At 66.7% G+C, this 19,308-nt stretch carries 17 protein-coding genes; 8 read left to right on the top strand and 9 right to left on the bottom strand.

Features of this window, described 5'->3' with window-relative positions; all coding sequences use genetic code 11:
• Positions 1-121: 121 nt before the first annotated feature.
• Together ettA and ACEVQ6_RS06500 are read right to left on the bottom strand one after the other, a co-directional pair.
• Complete coding sequence (gene ettA, locus ACEVQ6_RS06505; RefSeq protein WP_374888109.1) at positions 122-1,771, bottom strand: energy-dependent translational throttle protein EttA; 1,650 nt, start codon at positions 1,769-1,771, stop codon at positions 122-124.
• A 92-nt stretch (positions 1,772-1,863) separates the two neighbouring features.
• A complete protein-coding gene (locus ACEVQ6_RS06500) occupies positions 1,864-2,613 on the bottom strand; it encodes a ribonuclease T2 family protein (protein ID WP_374888108.1) in 750 nt (249 codons plus the stop codon).
• A 152-nt stretch (positions 2,614-2,765) separates the two neighbouring features.
• On the opposite strand from ACEVQ6_RS06500, the gene ACEVQ6_RS06495 reads away from it, so the two are divergent.
• On the top strand, positions 2,766-3,725 hold the full coding sequence (locus ACEVQ6_RS06495) for an alpha/beta fold hydrolase (RefSeq protein ID WP_374888107.1): 960 nt from the start codon (positions 2,766-2,768) through the stop codon (positions 3,723-3,725).
• A gap of 3 nt (positions 3,726-3,728) precedes the next feature.
• On the opposite strand, the gene ACEVQ6_RS06490 is transcribed toward ACEVQ6_RS06495, so the two are convergent.
• Positions 3,729-4,067: a TIGR01244 family sulfur transferase gene (locus ACEVQ6_RS06490; RefSeq protein ID WP_374888106.1), complete on the bottom strand. Its 339-nt coding sequence runs from the start codon at positions 4,065-4,067 to the stop codon at positions 3,729-3,731.
• 95 nt (positions 4,068-4,162) lie between these two features.
• A complete protein-coding gene (locus ACEVQ6_RS06485; protein ID WP_374888105.1) occupies positions 4,163-5,029 on the bottom strand; it encodes a DUF4432 family protein in 867 nt (288 codons plus the stop codon).
• A gap of 196 nt (positions 5,030-5,225) precedes the next feature.
• On the opposite strand from ACEVQ6_RS06485, the gene ACEVQ6_RS06480 reads away from it, so the two are divergent.
• From ACEVQ6_RS06480 to ACEVQ6_RS06470, 3 genes are all read left to right on the top strand, one after another.
• Positions 5,226-6,647 carry a L,D-transpeptidase family protein gene (locus ACEVQ6_RS06480; protein ID WP_374888104.1) on the top strand — a complete coding sequence of 474 codons (1,422 nt, stop codon included), beginning with the start codon at positions 5,226-5,228 and terminating at the stop codon, positions 6,645-6,647.
• A gap of 123 nt (positions 6,648-6,770) precedes the next feature.
• Positions 6,771-7,487, top strand: a complete 717-nt coding sequence (locus ACEVQ6_RS06475; RefSeq protein ID WP_374888103.1) for a helix-turn-helix transcriptional regulator — start codon at positions 6,771-6,773, stop codon at positions 7,485-7,487.
• A gap of 366 nt (positions 7,488-7,853) precedes the next feature.
• Positions 7,854-9,143, top strand: a complete 1,290-nt coding sequence (locus ACEVQ6_RS06470) for an NAD(P)/FAD-dependent oxidoreductase (RefSeq protein WP_374888102.1) — start codon at positions 7,854-7,856, stop codon at positions 9,141-9,143.
• 5 nt (positions 9,144-9,148) lie between these two features.
• On the opposite strand, the gene ACEVQ6_RS06465 is transcribed toward ACEVQ6_RS06470, so the two are convergent.
• From ACEVQ6_RS06465 to ACEVQ6_RS06445, 5 genes are all read right to left on the bottom strand, one after another.
• Positions 9,149-9,838, bottom strand: a complete 690-nt coding sequence (locus tag ACEVQ6_RS06465) for an AAA family ATPase (protein WP_374888101.1) — start codon at positions 9,836-9,838, stop codon at positions 9,149-9,151.
• Positions 9,839-10,186: 348 nt separating this feature from the next.
• The gene (locus tag ACEVQ6_RS06460) at positions 10,187-11,332 is read right to left on the bottom strand and encodes an iron-containing alcohol dehydrogenase (RefSeq protein ID WP_374888100.1); all 1,146 of its coding nucleotides are present in this window, start codon (positions 11,330-11,332) and stop codon (positions 10,187-10,189) included.
• A 5-nt stretch (positions 11,333-11,337) separates the two neighbouring features.
• Complete coding sequence (locus ACEVQ6_RS06455) at positions 11,338-12,717, bottom strand: aldehyde dehydrogenase family protein (RefSeq protein ID WP_374888099.1); 1,380 nt, start codon at positions 12,715-12,717, stop codon at positions 11,338-11,340.
• A gap of 94 nt (positions 12,718-12,811) precedes the next feature.
• Positions 12,812-14,179 carry a glutamine synthetase family protein gene (locus ACEVQ6_RS06450; protein ID WP_374888098.1) on the bottom strand — a complete coding sequence of 456 codons (1,368 nt, stop codon included), beginning with the start codon at positions 14,177-14,179 and terminating at the stop codon, positions 12,812-12,814.
• 104 nt (positions 14,180-14,283) lie between these two features.
• A complete protein-coding gene (locus ACEVQ6_RS06445; protein WP_374888097.1) occupies positions 14,284-15,048 on the bottom strand; it encodes an N-formylglutamate amidohydrolase in 765 nt (254 codons plus the stop codon).
• 217 nt (positions 15,049-15,265) lie between these two features.
• Between ACEVQ6_RS06445 and ACEVQ6_RS06440 the strand changes: the two genes are divergently transcribed.
• The 4 genes from ACEVQ6_RS06440 to ACEVQ6_RS06425 all read left to right on the top strand — a co-directional run bounded on the left by ACEVQ6_RS06440 (position 15,266) and on the right by ACEVQ6_RS06425 (position 19,307).
• Positions 15,266-16,123 (top strand): MurR/RpiR family transcriptional regulator, encoded by an 858-nt coding sequence (locus ACEVQ6_RS06440; RefSeq protein ID WP_374888096.1) that lies wholly within the window; start codon positions 15,266-15,268, stop codon positions 16,121-16,123.
• Positions 16,124-16,421: 298 nt separating this feature from the next.
• Complete coding sequence (locus ACEVQ6_RS06435) at positions 16,422-17,528, top strand: ABC transporter substrate-binding protein (RefSeq protein WP_374888095.1); 1,107 nt, start codon at positions 16,422-16,424, stop codon at positions 17,526-17,528.
• Positions 17,529-17,634: 106 nt separating this feature from the next.
• Entirely contained in the window at positions 17,635-18,528 is an 894-nt protein-coding gene (locus ACEVQ6_RS06430; protein WP_374888094.1) for an ABC transporter permease, read from the top strand.
• Positions 18,525-19,307 carry an ABC transporter permease gene (locus ACEVQ6_RS06425; protein ID WP_374888093.1) on the top strand — a complete coding sequence of 261 codons (783 nt, stop codon included), beginning with the start codon at positions 18,525-18,527 and terminating at the stop codon, positions 19,305-19,307. The genes ACEVQ6_RS06430 and ACEVQ6_RS06425 overlap by 4 nt, the downstream gene beginning before the upstream one ends.
• Position 19,308: the final 1 nt, after the last annotated feature.

Below are 19,308 nucleotides of genomic sequence, written 5' to 3'. Positions count from 1 at the left end.
ACGCCTGCCGCCGCCGTCCCGATGCCCGAAGCATGCCTCGCAAAGCGGTCGCATGTTTTGCGAGACATGGGTGGGAACAAAGGCAGGGAGCGTGAGCGGATCGGAAAGATCGTGGAGCGCGTCAGCGCGTCAGGCGCTTGTAGGTCACGCGATGCGGCTTGACGGCATCGATGCCGAGGCGGTGGATCTTGTCGGCCTCGTAGTCCTCGAAGTTGCCCTCGAACCACTCGACATGGCTGTCGCCCTCGAAGGCCAGGATATGGGTCGCCAGGCGGTCGAGGAACATGCGATCGTGGCTGATGACGATGGCGCAGCCGGCAAACTTCTCCAGTGCATCCTCGAGCGCGCCGAGCGTCTCGGTGTCGAGATCGTTGGTCGGCTCGTCGAGCAGCAGGACATTGCCGCCGGATTTCAGCATCTTCGCCAGATGCACCCGGTTGCGCTGGCCGCCGGAGAGGCTGCCGACCTTCTGCTGCTGGTCGGTTCCCTTGAAATTGAACGCGCCGCAATAGGCCCGCGAATTCATTTCGAATTTGCCGAGCTTGACCACCTCGGCCCCGCCGGAAATCTCCTCCCAGACCGTCTTGTCGGGATTGAGCGCGTCGCGGCTCTGGTCGACATAGCTCAGCTGCACCGTCTCGCCGACCCGGATCGAGCCGGAGTCGGGCTTTTCCTGGCCGGTGATCATGCGGAAGAGCGTCGTCTTGCCGGCGCCGTTCGGGCCGATGACGCCGATAATGCCGCCCGGCGGCAGTTTCAGCGAAAGACCGTCGATGAGCAGACGATCACCGTAGCCCTTGCTCACGCCCTCCATCTCGATGACGACCTGGCCGAGCCGTTCGCTCACCGGGATGACGATCTGCGCCTCGCCCGGCCGCTGCTGCTCGGCCGCGGCGACCAGTTCGTCATAGGCCTTGATGCGCGCCTTGGACTTCGCCTGGCGGGCGCGGGGGCTCGACGACATCCATTCGCGTTCGCGCGACAGCGCCTTCTGGCGGGAGGCTTCCTCCCGGCCTTCCTGCTGCATGCGCTTGGCCTTTGCCTGCAGATAGGCGGTGTAGTTGCCCTCGTAGGGAATGCCGCGGCCGCGGTCGAGCTCGAGGATCCAGCCGGTGACGTTGTCGAGGAAGTAGCGGTCGTGGGTGATCATCAGGACGGAGCCCGGATAATCGCGCAGGTGCTTTTCGAGCCAGGCGATCGTCTCGGCGTCGAGATGGTTGGTCGGCTCGTCGAGCAGCAGCAGGTCGGGCTGCGACAGGAGAAGACGGCAGAGCGCGACGCGGCGGCGCTCGCCACCGGAAAGGCTGGTCACGTCGGAATCGCCGGGCGGGCAGCGCAGCGCCTCCATGGCCATTTCGACCTGGCTTTCGAGATCCCAGAGGTTCTGGCTGTCGATGACGTCCTGAAGCCGGGCGCCCTCGTCCGCCGTCTCGTCGGAATAGTTCATCATCAGTTCGTTGTAGCGCTCGAGGATCGCGGTCTTCTTTGCAACCCCTTCCATCACGTTCTCGAACACGGTCTTGTTCGGATCGAGCTTCGGCTCCTGCTCCAGATAGCCGAGCGTCGCGCCGTCGGCGAGCCAGGCCTCGCCGGTATATTCCTTGTCGAGCCCGGCCATGATCTTCAGGATGGTCGACTTGCCGGCGCCGTTCGGGCCGAGAATGCCGATCTTGGCGTCCGGATAGAACGACAGATGGACGTTCTCGAGGATCTTCTTATTGCCGTAGGACTTGTTCAAGCCCGACATGTGATAGATGAACTGGCGTGCCATGGAAGAGCTGCTCCGGGAGGGGAAATGTGCCCGCTATGTAGGCGAATTATCCCGCCGGGGCAACGAGGAAAGCCGGGCGCGCGCCCCGCGCCTCACTGCAGACCGGCAGCGTCGACGACACCCTCCAGGCAGGTGCCCCTGGTCTGCGCGGATGCGAGGATCAATTCGGCCATGTCTCCCTCAAGACCGCCCTCGCCGCCGAGCCCGATCGTCATGCCCGTGATGACCGTGCGGCTGCCGTCTCGGGCGCAGCGCAGGCGGATGCGCGTGCCGGCCCCGTCCCCGAACGCCTCGGCGAAAGCCGCCGCCACCTCCTCCTGCCGGACCGACATTCCCAGACGGCTTTCGAACAGCGCCCTCACGGGAGAGGCGTTCAGCCGGTCGAGGAAAGCGATCTGCCGGGCGAAATAGGCCTCCGGCGACAGGGGCTGGCAGGTGCCGCTTGCCAGCCACTGGTGGCGGTCGAGCCCGGAACGGATCCCCGGCATGACGGTTGCGAGACGTTCCGCCGTTGCCTTCGAGAGGTCCACCGCCGGAAGCTCGAGCCAGCGTCCGCGGCGATCCGTGCGGCGCAGATCGGCGGAGACGCCGCAGAAACGTTTCTTCACCGGCCAGAGACCATGCAGGGTAAAATGGCGCGCGTCGAACCTTTCTGCCGTCTGCTCGCGACATTCCGGTCGTTTCGCCCGGGTCTCGCAGAAGCCGGGCAACCAGCTGACGGAAAAGACCGTGCGCGTCGCAAGCAAGGGAGGCATGACCGGCGCGACGGGGTCACGCGCTCCGGATGGACGGGCGAAGGCAAGGCATGCGAAGATGAGAAGCACTGCTGCTTTCCATGCCATGACCAGTTCCTTCATTTGGAACGAAACAAGAATATAAAAAGACAGAATGCCGAACAAATCAACCATAAAATGCAGTCACGCATTTCTTTCGCCTGTTTTCGCGCCTTGTCTTTGCAGCCGGAGGCGGTCATGGTCGACCTGAGGAGAACCGAATGGACTGGCAGCTCGATCATCTCGACGGTGCGACCGGCGCAAGGCTCGCCGTTCGCACGCGAACCGCGCGAGGCGAAGTCCGCGCCATCCTGATCCTCTGCCACGGGCTCGCCGAGCATTCCGGACGCTATGCGCGCTTCGCCGAGGCGATGGCCGGCGCCGGTCTTGCCGTCTACGCCTTCGATCACCGTGGCCACGGCGCGACGACCGCGGCGGATGCGCCGCGTGGCCGCTTTTCGGCGTCGGACGGCCCCGCAAGGCTGGTGAAGGATCTCGGCAGCGTGAGAGAGTGGGCAGCCGGCAGGCATCCTGCCTGTCCGGTGATCCTGTTCGGCCATTCGATGGGCGGGCTGATCGCCCTTTATGCGGCCGAGGAAGAGCCCGCCGCCTATGACGGCCTCGCGGTGTGGAATTCCAACCTCGACCTCGGGCTTGGCGGCCATGCCGCGCGCGCGCTTCTTGGCATCGAGCGGATGCTCAAGGGGTCGGATGTGCCGAGCACGCTTCTTCCGGCCCTCACCTTCCATGCCTGGGGCCGCGCCATCAAGGGCGCGCGAACCCCTTCGGACTGGCTGTCGCGCGACACCGCCGAAGTCGACGCCTATCGCGCCGATCCCCTCTGCGGCTTCGATGCCAGCATTTCCCTCTGGCTCGACGTCGTCCATCTCGGCCTTCAGGGCGGACGACGCGACCGGCTTGCCCGACTGCCGCCGACCCTGCCGGTGCATCTCGTCGGCGGCACCGGCGATCCTTCCACCGACAACGGCAGGGCGCTGAACTGGCTGGCGCTGCGGATGCGCGACACGGGGCTGCGCGACGTGACCTGCACCCTCTATCCGGGCATGCGCCATGAGACGCTGAACGAGATCGGCCGTGAACAGGCGACCAGCGACTTTCGCCGCTGGTGCGACGGCGTCATCGACAACAGCCGGAGCCGGGCGGAAAGAAGAGCCGGCTGACGGTCAGCCGCGCAGATGCGCAGTCTGCTGATAGATGTTGGTGGAGCGCGCGCCGGAACGGCAATAGCCGAGCATCGGGCGCGGCAGCGTGTCCAGCGCGTCGATCATCTCGCTGACGGCGGCGGCGGTGACGCCCATCGGGCCGACGGGAATATGCGCGATCTCGATGCCGAGTTCGCCGGCCCGGGCGGCAATGTCGGCAAAGGCCGGCTGGTCCGGGCTTTCCCCGTCCGGGCGATGACAGACGATCGACTTGAAACCCTGCGCTTTGACCTCGTCGAGATCGGCAACGGAAATCTGGCCGGAGACCGAGTAATCGTCGTCGACGGGGCGGATGTCCATTGCCGTTCCTTTCACGAAGAAGCCGTATCGCGCAAAGGTTTAGGCCCGCCCTGCCCGGGCGTCAATGCCAAAGCGCAAGGGACGCGGCGCCGCGATCACCGCCATGGACCGTCCTGCAGCGTCTCGGCTCCGAAGGCGAAAGCGAGCCCGTAGCGGACCGTTTCGCCCGGCGCGAGGGCGACGAGCTCCCCTTGCGCGGCGAGTTCGCTGCGCGACGCGATCCGATGGGACGCGGGTTCGATGCTGACGACATCCGCATCGCCGCGCTGCAGGCGCCACATCTGCAGGAAGGGCAGCGTCGCCGTGTCGAAGCGAAGGTGCAGCCAGCGCCCGCCGAGTATCGCGAAGGGCCCGAGCGACAGCGCCGCCCAACCGGCAATGGCCGCCGGCCGCGCGTCGAACAGCGCCAATCCGCGCTCGCCCTCGCCGAATCGCCATGGAAGCTGGCCCTCCGGCATCATGGCGCCGCGAAAGGCGGTGTCCGCGTCGAAAAGCCGCCCGCCGAGATTGAGGTGGTACATGACCATCGGCGCGAAGGGGGTCGCACCGGTGTTGCGGAGGCAGTCGGAGAGGCCGATCGCCTCCGCACCGGAATGGCGGTCGTAGCGCCGGGAGACACGGGCCCTGCCACCATCGGCAAGGGGGACCTCGACCTCGGCCGCGAAGGTGTCGCCGGATCGGTCGGCGCGGATGCCGGAGGCGGGCGTCCCCGCCATCGACCCGTGCAGCGGATACCGTCCGCCATCGGGCACGCCGTCGAACGGCTCGGGATGGCGGATGTGGTCTGGCCCGCAGGTGAAGAGGAACCCGGCCAGCGCATGGTCGATGCGCGCGTCACCGTTCGGCGGGATCGCAGGACCGGGGTTCAGCGCCACACACTCGACGGCGAGGCGGCCGATGTCGAACGCGGACGTCGCGTCGAGATCGGCCCGAACGTCTCCGCAGCTCATCGTGAACGCCATGATCCCCTTCTCCCCAAAGCCTTGCCGGTCAGCGCGGCCGAAGCGTCGACACGGAGCGAATTTTCGCATGCGATCAATCGATTGGAAATATGCCGATGGCAGCGATCTGTCGGAGAAGTGCCGCTTGTCGGCAAGCCGCGCGCCGCCGGCCGGCGGCGGTTAGGGATTTGTTCACCCTGCCTTGCGATTTTTCACAATGCCGTCCCATTTGGCCGATAGGCCGCTTCAGAGTTTCACGACGAAAAGGTATGCCGTGGCGCCCGTCCTCAAAGCCGTTCTTCCCTTCCTGGCCGCCGCCGGCGCGGTCCTGTTTTCCGTTGCCCCGGGCGAGGCGCAGGAGGGCGGATATCCACGCGACGTGGTCCTGGTCACCCCCGACGGCCGCGTGCTCGATTTCATTCCCGAGGACGGCGAACTGCAGGCGGTGACCGACCGCCGCGGCCGCACGGTGCTGGTAGATGGCTGGGGCAACGTCGTCGCCACCGCCGTGCCGGCGGACGGATACCGGAGCGAACGGCGGCGCTCGCGGCCGAACGACGTCTATCGCGGCCCGGCCTACGAGGAACGCCCGCTTTACGACGACGGTTTCGGCGGTGAGGTCACGGGATCGCTGCCCGAATTCCGCGATGTCGTGCCGCAGGGCGTCGAACGCGGACAATTGCCGGAGGGCGGCTACGACCCGAACGACATGGCGGCGATCGATCCGAACGATACACCCGCGATCGAGACGCCGCGCGCCGACAGCCTGCCGAAAGCAAATCCGATCACCGCGAAATCCCGCAACGAGATCGTCGCGTTGCAGGTCTTTCTCGATCGCGAGGGCTTCTCGCCGGGCGTGATCGACGGCAAGGCCGGCGGGAACGTGACGAAGGCGATCGAGGCCTTCCAGAAAGCGACCGGGGAGACCCTCGACCCGAACGACACGGAGGCGATCCTCGAGCGCCTGCGGCTGAACGGCGGCCTGCCGATCACCAATTACACGATCACCGCGGCGGACGCGGCCGGCCCCTATGTCGCCGAGATCCCCGACGATTACGCACACAAGGCACAGCTGACGCACCTGTCCTTCACCTCGACGACGGAGATGCTCGCCGAGCGCTTCCACATGGACGAGGCCTTCCTGAAGGAGTTCAATCCCGGCGTCGATTTCACCGTGCCCGGCACGATCATCAAGGTCGTGGTCCCCGGGGGGAACCGCTCGGGCAGCGTGGCGCGCATCGTCGCCGACAAGGGGCGCAAGCAGGTCTTCGCCTATGATGCCGCCGGCGGCCTGATCGCCGCCTATCCGGCAAGCATCGGGTCGGCCGACACGCCCTCGCCCTCCGGCATCGTCACCGTCGACCGGATCGCGCTCGATCCCGGCTACACCTACAATCCGAAGATCAACTTCAAGCAGGGCAACAACGACAAGGTCCTGACCATTCCTCCGGGGCCGAACGGGCCGGTGGGGACGGTCTGGATCGCCCTTTCGAAACCGACCTACGGCATCCACGGCACGCCGGAGCCCTCGAAGATCGGCAAGACCCAGAGCCATGGCTGCATCCGCCTGACCAACTGGGACGCGACCGAACTGGCGAAGATGGTCACACCCGGCGTCACGGTCGAGTTCGTCGACTGAGCCGCCTCCGTCCCGCGGCTTTTGCCGCACCGCACCGAAAATGGCGCGGCGCGGCCGTTTCCTCCCGGCCCATGCTCGGCTAGCAATGGAAGGGCCGCCTCCCGCGGCGGCCAGGGGTCGGGCATGAACATGGACGTGACGACGGTCATCGCGGCAATCATGGAGGCGACGACCGCCAGCGACTGCCAGGCGGTCTTCAAGGCCTTCCTTCTCACCCACGATATCGATACATTCGCGACCGGCGAGGTCGATCTCGCCTTTCCCGGTCGCAACATCTTCCACGCGATCGACTGGCCGGAACGCTGGCGGACCTTCTACTTCACCTCGGGCATCCGCGACCACGATCCGGTGCTGATGGCGCTCAACCGCTTCTCCCTGCCGTTCACCTGGGCGGATCTCAGAAAGGACCGCGGCCTGTCCTCGGCCGGCACGCGCGGCCTGCAGCTCGTCGCCGAAGCGGGCTGGCTGGACGGGCTCTGCATCCACCAGCATCGGGGGGCGGAGCGCTACGGGCTGGTGAGCCTCGTCTCCAGCGCGCCCCGCATCAGCGCGGCGAGCCGTGCCGCCCTCGTTGCGACATCGCTCTGCTTCCACGGCCGCATGCGGCGGCTGGTGCCGGAGCACGGATTTCCCGTGCCGCCCGCCGGCCTGACCGCGCGCGAGCTCGACTGCCTGAAGCGGGTGGCGCAGGGCCTGACCGACAAGCAGATCGCTGCCGCCCTCGAGATCGGCGCCTCGACCGTGCACGACCATGTCGAGAAGGCGCGGATCAAGCTGTCCGCCCGCAGCCGGGCGGAACTGGCGGCGCTCTCGATCTCGCTCGGCATCGTGCTCGGGTAAAGGATGGAGCCGACAGCGCGCCTCCCCTGAAAAGGGGAGTGACATGGCATCGTTCTCCGTCAGACTGCGACCACATGCCGTGCGCAGGGCATCGGGCATGGAGGGCGGGTCGCTCCGTCAAGCCTCTGCGCGAATTTGTACCATAGGTTTTTGAGAAGACGTTTCGGCAGTTCCCGTCCGCCACACCCGCGATGATGCGGCATGTCCCTTCCGCCCCTCCCGGCTCCGGAAGGTTCTCCTTTCGGCGCGGCGTTCCCGGCAACAGCGGGCGCAGGAATGGGGTCATACGATATTGTCATGAATCGCGCGCCGCGCCATGGTCTAGAGAGGCAACACCCTCCCCGGATCCGAAGGACGCGAAGCTCCATGGCCGCCGAGCCTCATCTTCCCAATCTCTGGCATGCCACCGCGCCGGAGGCGCCCGTCACGCCGGCCCTCGACCACGACGTCAGCGTCGATGTCGCCGTCATCGGCGGCGGCTTCACCGGCCTTTCCGCCGCCCTGCACCTGGCGGAGCAGGGCGTCCGCGTCCTCGTCGCAGAAGCCGTGATGATCGGCCATGGCGGTTCTGGCCGCAATGTCGGCCTCGTCAATGCCGGCATGTGGACCCATCCGGACGATCTGGTCGCAACGCTCGGGGCAGTCGCCGGCGAGACACTGCTGAAGGCGCTGGGCGACGGGCCGTCGCTCGTCTTCGACCTCATCGAACGGCACGGGATCGACTGCGAGGCGGTGCGCAACGGCACGCTGCACCTTGCCGTCGGCGCGGCCGGGGTAAACGACATCACCGCGCGTGCCGCGCAATGGACGGCACGGGGCGCGCCCGTCGCGGTTCTGTCGGCCGCCGACGCGGAACGGCTGACCGGCGCGCCCGGCTTTGCCGGTGCCCTGCTCGACCGCCGCGCCGGCACGATCCAGCCGCTCGCCTATGCGCGCGGCCTCGCCCGGGCCGCGCTTGCGGCGGGCGCCGCGATCCACACGCAGACGCCGCTGACCGGCGCGCGCCGCGACGGCGGCCTCTGGCACCTGACCTTTCCGGGCGGCACCGTCTCGGCAACCCATGTGATCGTCGCCACCAATGCCTATGGCGCGATGCTTGCCGGCACGCCCTGGACGGCGCCGGTGAGCGAACTGACGATCCTTCCCTATTTCCAGTTCGCCACGCGGCCGCTCAGCGACAATCTCGCCCGCAGCATCCTTCCCGAGCGGCAGGGCTGCTGGGACACCGGCACGGTGATGACGTCGTTCCGGATGGACCGGCAGAACCGCCTCGTCTTCGGCAGCATCGGCCGGCTCGACCGGCTGGCGGCCTCGACCCACCGCGCCTTCGCGCGCCGTTCGCTGCGCGCGCTTTTCCCGCAGATCGCCGACCTGCCCTTCGAATACTGGTGGGACGGGCGCATCGGCATGACGACCGACGCCCTGCCGAGACTGCACCGGCTCGACGAGAACGTTCTTTCGGTGAGCGGCTACAACGGCCGCGGCATCGCGCCGGGCACGGTGTTCGGGCGCGCGCTGGCGCGGCATGTTCTGGGCGAGGAGAACGCGCTGCCGATCGCCGAGAGCCCGATCGTGCCGGATCGGATGCGAAGCCTCAAATCGGCCTTCTACCACGCCGGCGCCCACGCCGCCCATCTCGTCGACAGGCGGTTCTGAGCGTTTCAGGCCGCCGTCCGCGTGCCGGCCGGGATTTCGCCCGGAAGGAGCTTGAGGAGGTCGGTCGCAACACACGCGGCATTGGCGATCGCCTGGCCGGGACGCACCGTGCCTTCCAGCTCCGTTTCGAGCATCCGGCCGCGCTGAAGCATCGCGGCGAAGGCGGCCCGCTCGACGACCGGCGTCTCGAGCACGGGCACGCCGCGTTCGGCAAGCGCCCGCCTCAGTGCCGCAAGCAGCGATGCCGGCACCAGCGGGTTCAGCCGCGACAGGAGCACGGAATGCGTGAGCCGGACCGCCGACCGCGACTGCATCGCGGCGAGCAGCGCCAGCACCGGTTCTCCCCCGCCCTCCAGATGCTCCGCCGGCATCGGCACGACGACATGGTCGGCAACGCCGAGCGCACAGGCGAGAAAGGCATTCCGGTCCGTCGACAGGTCGATGACGACGTCGTGGCGCGCCCGTCGCCCTTCCCGCGCGAGGCTTGAGAGGCCGGCGGCACCCGGAAGCGTCGCCAGCGCCAGGCCGCTTGCCTTTGCGCCCGCCTGGCGGTGCCAGACCGTCAGGCTCTGCTGCGGATCGCCGTCCACCAGCGTGACGAAGCGGCCGCGGGCGGCCAGCGCGGTCGCCAGAAGGATGGCACAGGTGGTCTTGCCCGTGGCTTTGCGGCTGCTGGCGAACGTGATGACGGCCATGGTTCCTCTCAGGGTGGACGAAAGACGGGCAAGGACGCACGCGCACGGGCGTGCGACGAAGACAGGCTGGATCAGACCGGCGAAGGACCGCCGATATGCTTTCCCGATTGTTTCAGAACATGATTAAGAAAGAGGAAATCCGCCACCTGTGCGGCTGCGGCGACGCCCGTGGCGATCACCCGGTGGCTCCCACGCAAGGCAGGACATCGCCGATGGATGGGGCCCGCCGGGACGGGCCGGCGGAGCATGTCGATCGCAGCCCATGGAGCCGCCGACGAGATCCCATAAGGCGGGGAAACACGCCCTCAGCACCGGCGGAGCGGCGGCGTGCCACTCCGCCGCGCGCCATCAGATCGTTTCGGCGTAGAGCGCCTTGGCCGCGTCGAGCGTCAGTTCGACGGGGTTGCCGCCGGCGGTCGGATCGACGATCGCCATCGCCGCCATTTCGTCGATGCGATCGGTGGTGACGCCGAGGCCCGAGAGCTTGTCCGGCACGCCGAGCGTCTCGCGCAATTGCAGCACATACTCGTAGAAGCCGTCGAAACCGCCGGAAATGCCGAGATAGGCGGCGGCAAGGCCGATCTTCTCCTCGATCGCCGGACGGTTGAAGGCGAGCACCGGCGGCATCACGACGGCATTGGTCATGCCGTGATGGGTGTTGTAGATCGCACCGACCGGATGGGAGAGCGAATGGATGGCGCCGAGCCCCTTCTGGAACGAGACCGCGCCCATCGCCGCAGCACTCATCATGTGGGCCCGTGCCTCGATGTCCGTGCCGTCGGCATAGGCGCGGGGAAGATACTCCTTCACGAGGCGCAGGCCTTCGAGCGCGATGCCCTGGCTCATCGGATGGTAGAAGGGCGAGGAATAGGCTTCGAGGCAATGGGCAAAGGCGTCCATGCCTGTGCCGGCGGTGATCACCTTCGGCATGCCGACCGTCAGTTCCGGATCGCAGATGGTGACCGCCGGCAGGAACTTGGGATGGAAGATCACCTTCTTCGTGTGCGTCGCCGAATTGGTGATGACCGAGGCGCGGCCGACCTCGGAACCCGTGCCGGCCGTCGTCGGCACGGCGATGATCGGCGCGATGCCGTCGAGGCTCGCGCGCGTCCACCAGTCGCCGATGTCCTCGAAATCCCAGACTGGCCGCGTCTGGCCTGCCATGAAGGCGACGCACTTGCCGAGGTCGAGGCCGGAACCGCCGCCGAAGGCGACGACGCCGTCATGGCCGCCGTCGCGGAACGCCTTGACGCCGGCCTCGAGGTTGATGTCGTTCGGGTTCGGATCGACATCGGCGAAGATCGCCCGGCCAAGGCCGGCGGCCTCCAGAATGTCGAGCGCGTTCTGCGTGATCGCCATCGAGGCGAGGCCGCGATCGGTGATCAGCAGCGGCCGCGTGATGCCGACGGCCTTGCAATGATCGGCGAGTTCCTTGATGCGGCCGGCGCCGAACTTGATGGCGGTCGGGTAGCTCCAGTTTGCGGTGATCGACATGCGTGTCACGCCTTCTTCAGGTGGTAGGATTTCGGCCGGGTGAGGTTCTGGAAACCGAGGACGGAGAGCGAGCCGCCGCGGCCGGTTTCCTTGACGCCGGTCCAGCACAGCGCCGGGTCGAGATAGTCGGCGCGGTTCATGAACACGGTGCCCGTCTCGATCTCCGCGCCGATCGCGGCGGCACGCGCCGGGTCGCTCGTCCAGAGCGAGGCGGTCAGGCCGTATTTCGAATCGTTCATCAGGGCGATCGCCTCGGCATCGCCCGACACCTTCATGATGCCGACGGCCGGGCCGAACGTCTCCTCGGTCATGAACTCCATCGAATGATCGACGTCGACCAGAACCTGCGGCGCGAGATAGGCGCCGCCATCGTCGGCCGGGAACAGTTTCGGATCGACCAGCGCCTTCGCCCCCTTGGCGACGGCATCGGCGATCTGCTTGCGGACGGTCGCCGCGAAACGCTTGTTGGCCATCGGCCCGAGCGTCGTCCCCTGGTCGAGCGGATTGCCGAGCGTGTAGTTCGACACCCAGGCGACCGACTTTTCCACGAAATCGTCATAGAGCGACTCGTGCACGTAGATGCGCTCGATGCCGCAGCAGCACTGGCCGGAATTGTAGGTGGCGCCGTCCATCAGCGTATCGACGGCGGCGTCGAGATTGGCGTCCTCCATCACATAGCCCGGATCCTTGCCGCCGAGCTCCAGCCCGATGCCGGCGAAGGTGCCGGCCGCCGCCCGCTCGATGGCGCGGCCGCCCTCGACGGAGCCGGTGAAATTGATGAAGTCGAAGCGGCGCGAACCGAGCAGGGCCGAGGTCGTCGCATGGTCGAGGAAGACGTTCTGGAACACGTCCTCCGGCACGCCGGCCTCGTTGAAGGCGCGCACCATCCGCTCGCCGACGAGCAGGGTCTGCGCCGCGTGCTTCAGCACCACGGTATTTCCGGCCATCAGCGCCGGGGCGACCGTGTTGATCGCTGTCATATAGGGATAGTTCCACGGCGCGATGACGAAGACGACGCCATGCGGCTCGCGCAGGATGCGGCGCTCGAAGGAGGCGCTCTCCTCGATCACCATCGGCGCCAGCGCATCGGCGGCGACGGCGGCGACGAAGTTCGAGCGCTCGTTGAAGCCGCGGAACTCGCCGCCGTAGCGGACCGGCCGGCCCATCTGCCAGGCGATTTCCGGCACGACCTCATCGACCATCTCGTTCAGCCGCGCGACGCCGACAAGCACCAGCCTGACGCGGTCCTCGAGCGGCCGCTTCGCCCAGGCCTTCTGCGCCGCGCGGGCGCGGGCGGCGACGGCTTCCGCCGCCTCGAGCGTCAGGGCCTCGCGTTCGGCATAGACCGAACCGTCGATGGGGGAAATGCACTGGATCATCGTCATGACCGTCTTCCTGATCGTTTCAAAAGAAGAGGCGGCGGCCGGGCGGCCACCGCATGATGTCGGGCGTCGACAACGCCGGAATGGACTTGCGCTTCTACGCCCTCTCGAAGCCGCGCGCCACTTCCCAGTCGGTAATGCGGCGGTCGTACTCCTCCTGCTCCCAGAGGGCGGCGCGGGTGTAGTGGTCGACGACGTCGTCGCCGAAGGCCTCGCGCAGCATCGTCGAGCCGGTCAGGTGCGCGGCGGCATCGCGCAGCGTCTTCGGGATCTCGCGCACGCCCTTGCCGCCATAGGCGTCGCCGACGAAGGCCGGTTCCAGCTCCAGCTTGCCCTCAATCCCGGCGATGCCGGCGGCGAGCAGCGCCGCCATGGCGAGATAGGGGTTGAGGTCCGAGCCGCCGACGCGGCATTCGACGCGGATCCCCTTCGTATGGGCGCCGCAGAGCCGGTAGCCGGCGGTGCGGTTGTCGGGGCTCCAGATCGCCTTGGTCGGCGCGAAGGTGCCGGCCATGAAGCGCTTGTAGGAATTGATATAGGGCGCGAGGAAATAGGTGATCTCGCTCGCATGGGTGAGAAGCCCGGCCATGTAGGACTTCATCAGCGCCGACATGCCGTTCGGGTCGTCGTGATCTACGAAGAGCGGCTTGCCGTCGAGGCTCCACAGCGACTGGTGGATATGGGACGACGACCCGGCGGCGGAATAATGCCACTTGGCGAGGAAGGTGATCGCCTTGCCCTTGCTCCAGGCGATTTCCTTGCAGCCGTTCTTGATGATCGCATGCCGGTCGGCCATGGTCAGCGCCTCGGCATAGCGGACGTTGATCTCCTCCTGCCCCGCCGACGCCTCGCCCTTGGAGTTTTCCACCGGGATGCCGGCGCCCTGCAGCCCGTTGCGGATCGCCCGCATCACATCCTCTTCCTTGGACGTCTGGAAGATGTGGTAGTCCTCGTTGTAGCCGCTGGCGAGCTTGAGGTCGCGATAGCCGGAAAGCCGCGCCGCGTCATAGGTCTGGTCGAAGAGGAAGAATTCGAGCTCGCTCGCCATGAAGGCCTTCATGCCCATGGCCTCGAGGCGCTTCACCTGCTTCTTGAGGATGGCGCGCGGGGAATGCGGCACGTCCGCATGGGTCTTGTGGTCGAGCACGTCGCAGAGCACCAGCGCCGTGCCTTCGAGCCAGGGAATGCGGCGCAGCGTCGACAGGTCCGGCTTCATCGTATAGTCGCCGTAGCCCGTCTCCCAGCTCGTCGACGTATAGCCCGACACCGTCTCCATCTCGAGGTCGGTCGCCAGGAGATAGTTGCAGCTGTGGGTTTCCTCATAGGCGCCGTCGACGAAGAACTGCGCATGAAAGCGCTTGCCCATCAGCCGGCCCTGCATGTCCACGAGGCAGGCGAGCACGGTGTCGATCCGCCCCCCGGCGACATCTTTCTTCAGGTCTTCGAAGCTGTAGGTCACGGTCATGGCGCCGTCCGATCCTTGTCCGTCTCGTTCTGTCTTGAATGGACCGGCCGCATGGGACGCGGACAGTCCGGTGAATGGTCTGCCTGCCGCTCCGGGCCGACGCGTCAGAGGCTCGCAAGGCTCTCGTCGAGCAGGCCTCTCAGGACATCGGCGATCGCGTCCTGGCCATCCTCGGTTTCCAGAAGATCGTTGCGGACCTCGAGCATCACATTGGCGATGCCGTTCGCCAGTCCGTGCTCGATCAGCGTGTGCGTCACGCCGTCCTCAGGCCCGTAGGGTTCGTTGCGACGCACCGCAAGCGCCGTCGCCGAGCGTTCCGCCGCCAGCAGCATGGCATCGGCGAGGCGCGAATCGGCATCGTGGAGGATGCCGAGCTCGACGGCGCGCGGACGGCCGAAATAGACCGGCGTGAAACTGTGCATCGTCACCAGGATCGTCGGGCGGCCTGCATCCAACCGCGCCCGGATCAGCGCCGAGAGCGCATGGCGAAACGGTTCATAGATCTCGGCGACCCGCTCGGCCCGATCCTTCGGCGTCAGGTCACGGTTGCCGGGAATGTCGTAGACCTCGCTTTTCGCCGGCATGGCGCCCTCGGCCGTCGGCGGCCGGTTGCAGTCATAGGCAAGCCGCGAGAAGCGCTGATGGATCAGCACGCCGTCGAGCGCGCGCGACAGGCGCTGCGCCACGGCAAGCGCACCCGGATCCCAGGCGATATGGGCGCCGAGCGCCTCGTCCGGCAGGCCGAGCGTGCCGAGCCGTTCCGGCAACCGTTTCGACGCATGCTCGCAGACAAAGACGAACGGGCCCTTCGCGGCCGCGTTTTCCACAGCCACCGGCTCGCCGTCCGACGCCGTCAACAGACCTGTCACCTTGCCGCCCCTTGGCCGCCACGCAGCCGTTTCCCCGATTTTTGAAGAGAATTCTTCACGAATGCGCCAAAAGTCAATCCGTGCCTGAAAAAATCTCTTCAAAAAACGCATTGACTTGAATTGTGACAGAGTTGTTTAATCCGTTTCAATTTCCGGCGAAGACCGGATCGGGGGACCTGTGACGAGCATTGCGCCATCGGCCGCAGACGAATCGGGCATGACGGTGTCGGACGTGATCAACGCCCGCTTCCCGATGCTGACGCGCGCCGAGCGGCAACTGGCCGAATCGCTCCTCGAAAACTACCCCGTTTCCGGCCTCGGCTCGATCACCGCGGTCGCAGAAAGCGCCGGCGTGTCGACACCGACCGTGGCCCGCATGGTGCAGAAGCTCGGCTTTCGCGGCTTTCCCGATTTCCAGTCGCGGCTGCACCAGGAACTGGAGGCGACGATCTCCAATCCGATCGCCAAGCACGACCGCTGGCGCGCCAACGCTCCGAAAGGCCACATCCTCAACCGCTTCGCCGACGCGGTGATGAACAATCTGCGCCAGACGCTGTCGCAGCTCGAGACCGGCGACTTCGACAATGCCGCCGCGCTGATTTCGGACGGCCGCCGCCATGTCCATCTCGTCGGCGGGCGCATCACCGGGGCGATCGCGGAGTATTTCTTCACCCATCTCCAGGTCATCCGCCCCGGCGTCACCCAGATCGCGCCGCAGCCCGGCGCCTGGCCGCATTACGTGCTCAACATGAAGGCCGGCGACGTCCTGATCATCTTCGACATCCGCCGCTACGAGCGCGACATGGAGACGCTGGCGCGCATCGCCAGGGCGCGCGGCGTCGAGATCATCCTCTTCACCGACCAGTGGGGTTCGCCGGCGGCGAAATCGGCGACGACGACGTTCCGGCTGCAGATCGAGGCGCCCTCGGCCTGGGACAGTTCCGTCGCCACGCTCTTCGTCGTCGAGGCGCTGATCGAGGCGGTGCAGAGCGCCGAATGGGAGGGGACACGGGCGCGCATCGATGCGCTCGAAAGCATGTTCGACGCCGCGCGGCTGTTTCGCAAGCCCGGCTAGCAAAGAAAAGGCAGGCCGTGTTGCGGCCATGCCTGCGACAATTGGGAGACAGGGCATCGGCGTGAGCGGCACCTCAACCGAAATGCCCGACGATGTCCGGTCCGGGACGCCTGACGGCGGACCGGCGGAAATTCAGGCCGGAAGACAGGGGAGGAACCCGCTGCCGGACTGGAGCGCAGTTTTGTCGCAGGCGGTCGATCCTTCGGGTCCGCGGCCGCGACAATACTGTCACATGAGCGTCACCGGAAAACCTTAATCAGCCCACGCGGAACTGATGAACAACAACAGGAGAAACCCCGTGATTTCCAAGACCCGCCGCCTGCTTTCGCTGACCACGGCGATCCTCGTCGCGACCACGGCCGTCGCGGCCGCCGAGCCGAGCGCCGAACTGATCGAAGCGGCCAAGAAGGAGGGCATGCTGACGACGATCGCGCTGCCGCACGACTGGTGCGGCTATGGCGACGTCATCGCCTCGTTCAAGGCGAAGTATCCCGAAATCCAGGTCAACGAGCTCAACCCCGACGCCGGTTCCGCCGACGAGGTCGAGGCCGTCAAGGCGAACAAGGACAACAAGGGCCCGCAGGCCCCGGACGTCGTCGACGTCGGTCTCGCCTTCGGCCCGCAGATGAAGGCCGAAGGCTTGCTGCAGCCCTACAAGGTCTCGACCTGGGACGAGATCCCGGATTCCGTCAAGGACGCCGAAGGCTACTGGTACGGCGACTATTACGGCGTCATGTCGTTCTTCGTGAACAAGGACCTCGTCACCAACACGCCGAAGGACTGGGCCGACCTGCTGAAGCCGGAATATTCCGGCCAGGTGGCGCTTGCCGGCGACCCGCGCGCCTCGAACCAGGCGATCCTCGGCGTGCTCGCCGCCGGTCTCGGCAAGGGCGCAAAGTCCGGCAAGGACGCTGGCGAGGCCGGCCTTGCCTATTTCGCCGAGATGAACAAGGCCGGCAACTTCGTTCCGGTCATCGGCAAGTCCGGCACGCTGGCGCAGGGCTCGACCCCGATCATCGTCGCCTGGGACTACAACGCGCTCGGCTGGGCGAAGACGCTGAACGGCAACCCGCCGACCGAGGTCGTCGTTCCGGAAAGCGGCGTCCTCGCCGGCGTCTACGTGCAGGGCATCTCCGCCTATGCGCCGCATCCGAATGCCGCCAAGCTCTGGATGGAACACCTCTATTCGGACGAAGGCCAGCTCGGCTGGCTGAAGGGCTTCTGCCACCCGGCCCGCTTCAACGCCATGGTCAAGGCCGGCAAGGTTCCGCAGGAACTGATCGACGCCCTGCCGCCGGCGGCGGCCTATGAGAAGGCATACTTCCCGACGCTCGAGGAAGTCGACGCCAACAAGGCCGCCGTCACTGGCGGCTGGGACTCGGTCGTCGGCGCCAACGTCCAGTAAGGCCTGATCCCTTCCGCCCCGGCGCCCGGTCGCCGGGGCGGTTTTCGATATGCTTTTCCTTAAAAAAACAGGCGGACGACCGCCGACCTTCCAGGGGCGAACGGGGATGTCATCTGAAAATTCCGGCGCTGCGGCGCCGCCGGCAGGGGAGCGCGCGCAACTGCCGCTGCACTGGCTCGGCGTGCTGCCGTTTGCCGCCTTCGTGCTGCTGTTCCTCATCCTGCCGACGCTGAGAATCGTCGTCGGCGCCTTCCAGACGCCGGAGGGCGGCTTCACCGTCGACAACATTGCCGCGCTCTTCACCGACTCGATCATGCGCGCCTACTGGATCTCGATCCGCATCAGCGTCGCCTCCGCGCTGCTCGGCTGCCTCATCGGCTTCGCGATCGCCGCCGCGGTCGTGCTCGGCGGGCTGCCGAAGGCGATCCGCGGGCCGCTTCTGACCTTTTCCGGCGTCGCCTCGAACTTCGCCGGCGTGCCGCTCGCCTTCGCCTTCCTCGCGACACTCGGTCCCGTCGGCCTCGTCACCGTGTTCCTGAAGACCCAGCTCGGCATCGACCTGCGCCTGCTCGGCTTCAACCTTCTGTCCTTCTGGGGCCTGACGCTGACCTATCTCTTCTTCCAGATCCCGCTGATGATCCTGATCATCACGCCAGCGCTCGACGGGCTGAAGCGGGAATGGCGCGAGGCGGCCGAGATCCTCGGGGCGACCGGGGCGCAGTACTGGCGCATGGTCGCCTTCCCGATCCTGCTGCCGTCGCTGCTCGGCACCTTCGCCCTGCTCTTCGCCAATTCCTTCGGCGCCGTCGCCACCGCGATCGCGCTCACCGGCTCGTCGCTGTCGATCGCGCCGATCCTGCTCTTCGCCCAGATCCGCGGCGACGTGCTCGGCAATCCCCATCTCGGCTATGCGCTCGCCTTCGGCATGATCGTCATCACCGGCATCGCCAACGCGATCTACATCTGGCTGCGCGCCCGCAGCGAAAGGTGGCTGAAATGAAGAAGATCTTCGCCTGGGGCGCCCTCCTCTTCGGCCTGCTCTATTTCGCCCTGCCGCTGATCGGCATGACCAACTTCTCGCTGAAGATGCGCCGCGGCGAGTATTCGTTCGACGCCTACGGCAAGGTGCTCGCCGATCCCGCCTTCCAGCAGACCTTCGGCTATTCGGTGATCATGGCGCTGGCGACGATCGTCTTCGGCGTCCTTCTCGTCGTTCCGACCGCCTACTGGGTGCGGCTGAAGCTGCCCTTCCTTCGGCCCTATATCGAGTTCGTCACGCTGCTGCCGCTGGTCATCCCGGCGATCGTCATCGTCTTCGGCTATATCCGCCTCTACAACACCTCGAGCTGGCTGCCGCTGACGGGATCGATCACCGGTACCAACATCCTCCTGATGTTCGGCTATGCGACGCTGGCGCTGCCCTACATGTACCGCGCCGTCGACACGGGCCTGCGCACCATCGACGTGACGACGCTGACCGAGGCGGCCCAGAGCCTCGGCGCCGGCTGGATGACCATCCTCGCGCGCATCATCCTGCCGAATGTGCTCGTCGCCGTGCTGTCCGGCGCCTTCCTGACCTTTGCCATCGTCATCGGCGAGTTCACCATGGCCGCCCTCCTGAACCGCCCGGCCTTCGGGCCCTACATGCAGCTTCTCGGTGCAAACCGGGCCTATGAACCGGCCGCCCTCGCCGTGATCGCCTTCGGCATCACCTGGGGATGCCTCGGTCTCATCCAGCTCGTCTCGCGCTTCCAGAAGAGCGCGCCGCAAAAGGCCTGAG

This window comes from Ensifer soli, assembly GCF_041928815.1.
GTDB lineage: Bacteria > Pseudomonadota > Alphaproteobacteria > Rhizobiales > Rhizobiaceae > JBHFEI01.
The sequence above is the reverse complement of the archived record's forward strand: the minus strand, read 5'-3'. Positions and strand labels throughout refer to the sequence as shown.

What these genes read in the sequence shown, in the direction of transcription:
- ACEVQ6_RS06465 (WP_374888101.1), bottom strand. Translation starts at nt 9,838, where the DNA reads ATGGCCGTCATCACGTTCGCCAGCAGCCGCAAAGCCACGGGCAAGACC.
- ACEVQ6_RS06500 (WP_374888108.1), bottom strand. Translation starts at nt 2,613, where the DNA reads ATGGCATGGAAAGCAGCAGTGCTTCTCATCTTCGCATGCCTTGCCTTC.
- ACEVQ6_RS06480 (WP_374888104.1), top strand. Translation starts at nt 5,226, where the DNA reads ATGCCGTCCCATTTGGCCGATAGGCCGCTTCAGAGTTTCACGACGAAA.
- ACEVQ6_RS06495 (WP_374888107.1), top strand. Translation starts at nt 2,766, where the DNA reads ATGGACTGGCAGCTCGATCATCTCGACGGTGCGACCGGCGCAAGGCTC.
- ACEVQ6_RS06475 (WP_374888103.1), top strand. Translation starts at nt 6,771, where the DNA reads ATGAACATGGACGTGACGACGGTCATCGCGGCAATCATGGAGGCGACG.
- ACEVQ6_RS06425 (WP_374888093.1), top strand. Translation starts at nt 18,525, where the DNA reads ATGAAGAAGATCTTCGCCTGGGGCGCCCTCCTCTTCGGCCTGCTCTAT.
- ACEVQ6_RS06470 (WP_374888102.1), top strand. Translation starts at nt 7,854, where the DNA reads ATGGCCGCCGAGCCTCATCTTCCCAATCTCTGGCATGCCACCGCGCCG.
- ACEVQ6_RS06485 (WP_374888105.1), bottom strand. Translation starts at nt 5,029, where the DNA reads ATGGCGTTCACGATGAGCTGCGGAGACGTTCGGGCCGATCTCGACGCG.
- ACEVQ6_RS06455 (WP_374888099.1), bottom strand. Translation starts at nt 12,717, where the DNA reads ATGACGATGATCCAGTGCATTTCCCCCATCGACGGTTCGGTCTATGCC.
- ACEVQ6_RS06490 (WP_374888106.1), bottom strand. Translation starts at nt 4,067, where the DNA reads ATGGACATCCGCCCCGTCGACGACGATTACTCGGTCTCCGGCCAGATT.
- ACEVQ6_RS06430 (WP_374888094.1), top strand. Translation starts at nt 17,635, where the DNA reads ATGTCATCTGAAAATTCCGGCGCTGCGGCGCCGCCGGCAGGGGAGCGC.
- ACEVQ6_RS06450 (WP_374888098.1), bottom strand. Translation starts at nt 14,179, where the DNA reads ATGACCGTGACCTACAGCTTCGAAGACCTGAAGAAAGATGTCGCCGGG.
- ettA (WP_374888109.1), bottom strand. Translation starts at nt 1,771, where the DNA reads ATGGCACGCCAGTTCATCTATCACATGTCGGGCTTGAACAAGTCCTAC.
- ACEVQ6_RS06460 (WP_374888100.1), bottom strand. Translation starts at nt 11,332, where the DNA reads ATGTCGATCACCGCAAACTGGAGCTACCCGACCGCCATCAAGTTCGGC.
- ACEVQ6_RS06440 (WP_374888096.1), top strand. Translation starts at nt 15,266, where the DNA reads ATGACGGTGTCGGACGTGATCAACGCCCGCTTCCCGATGCTGACGCGC.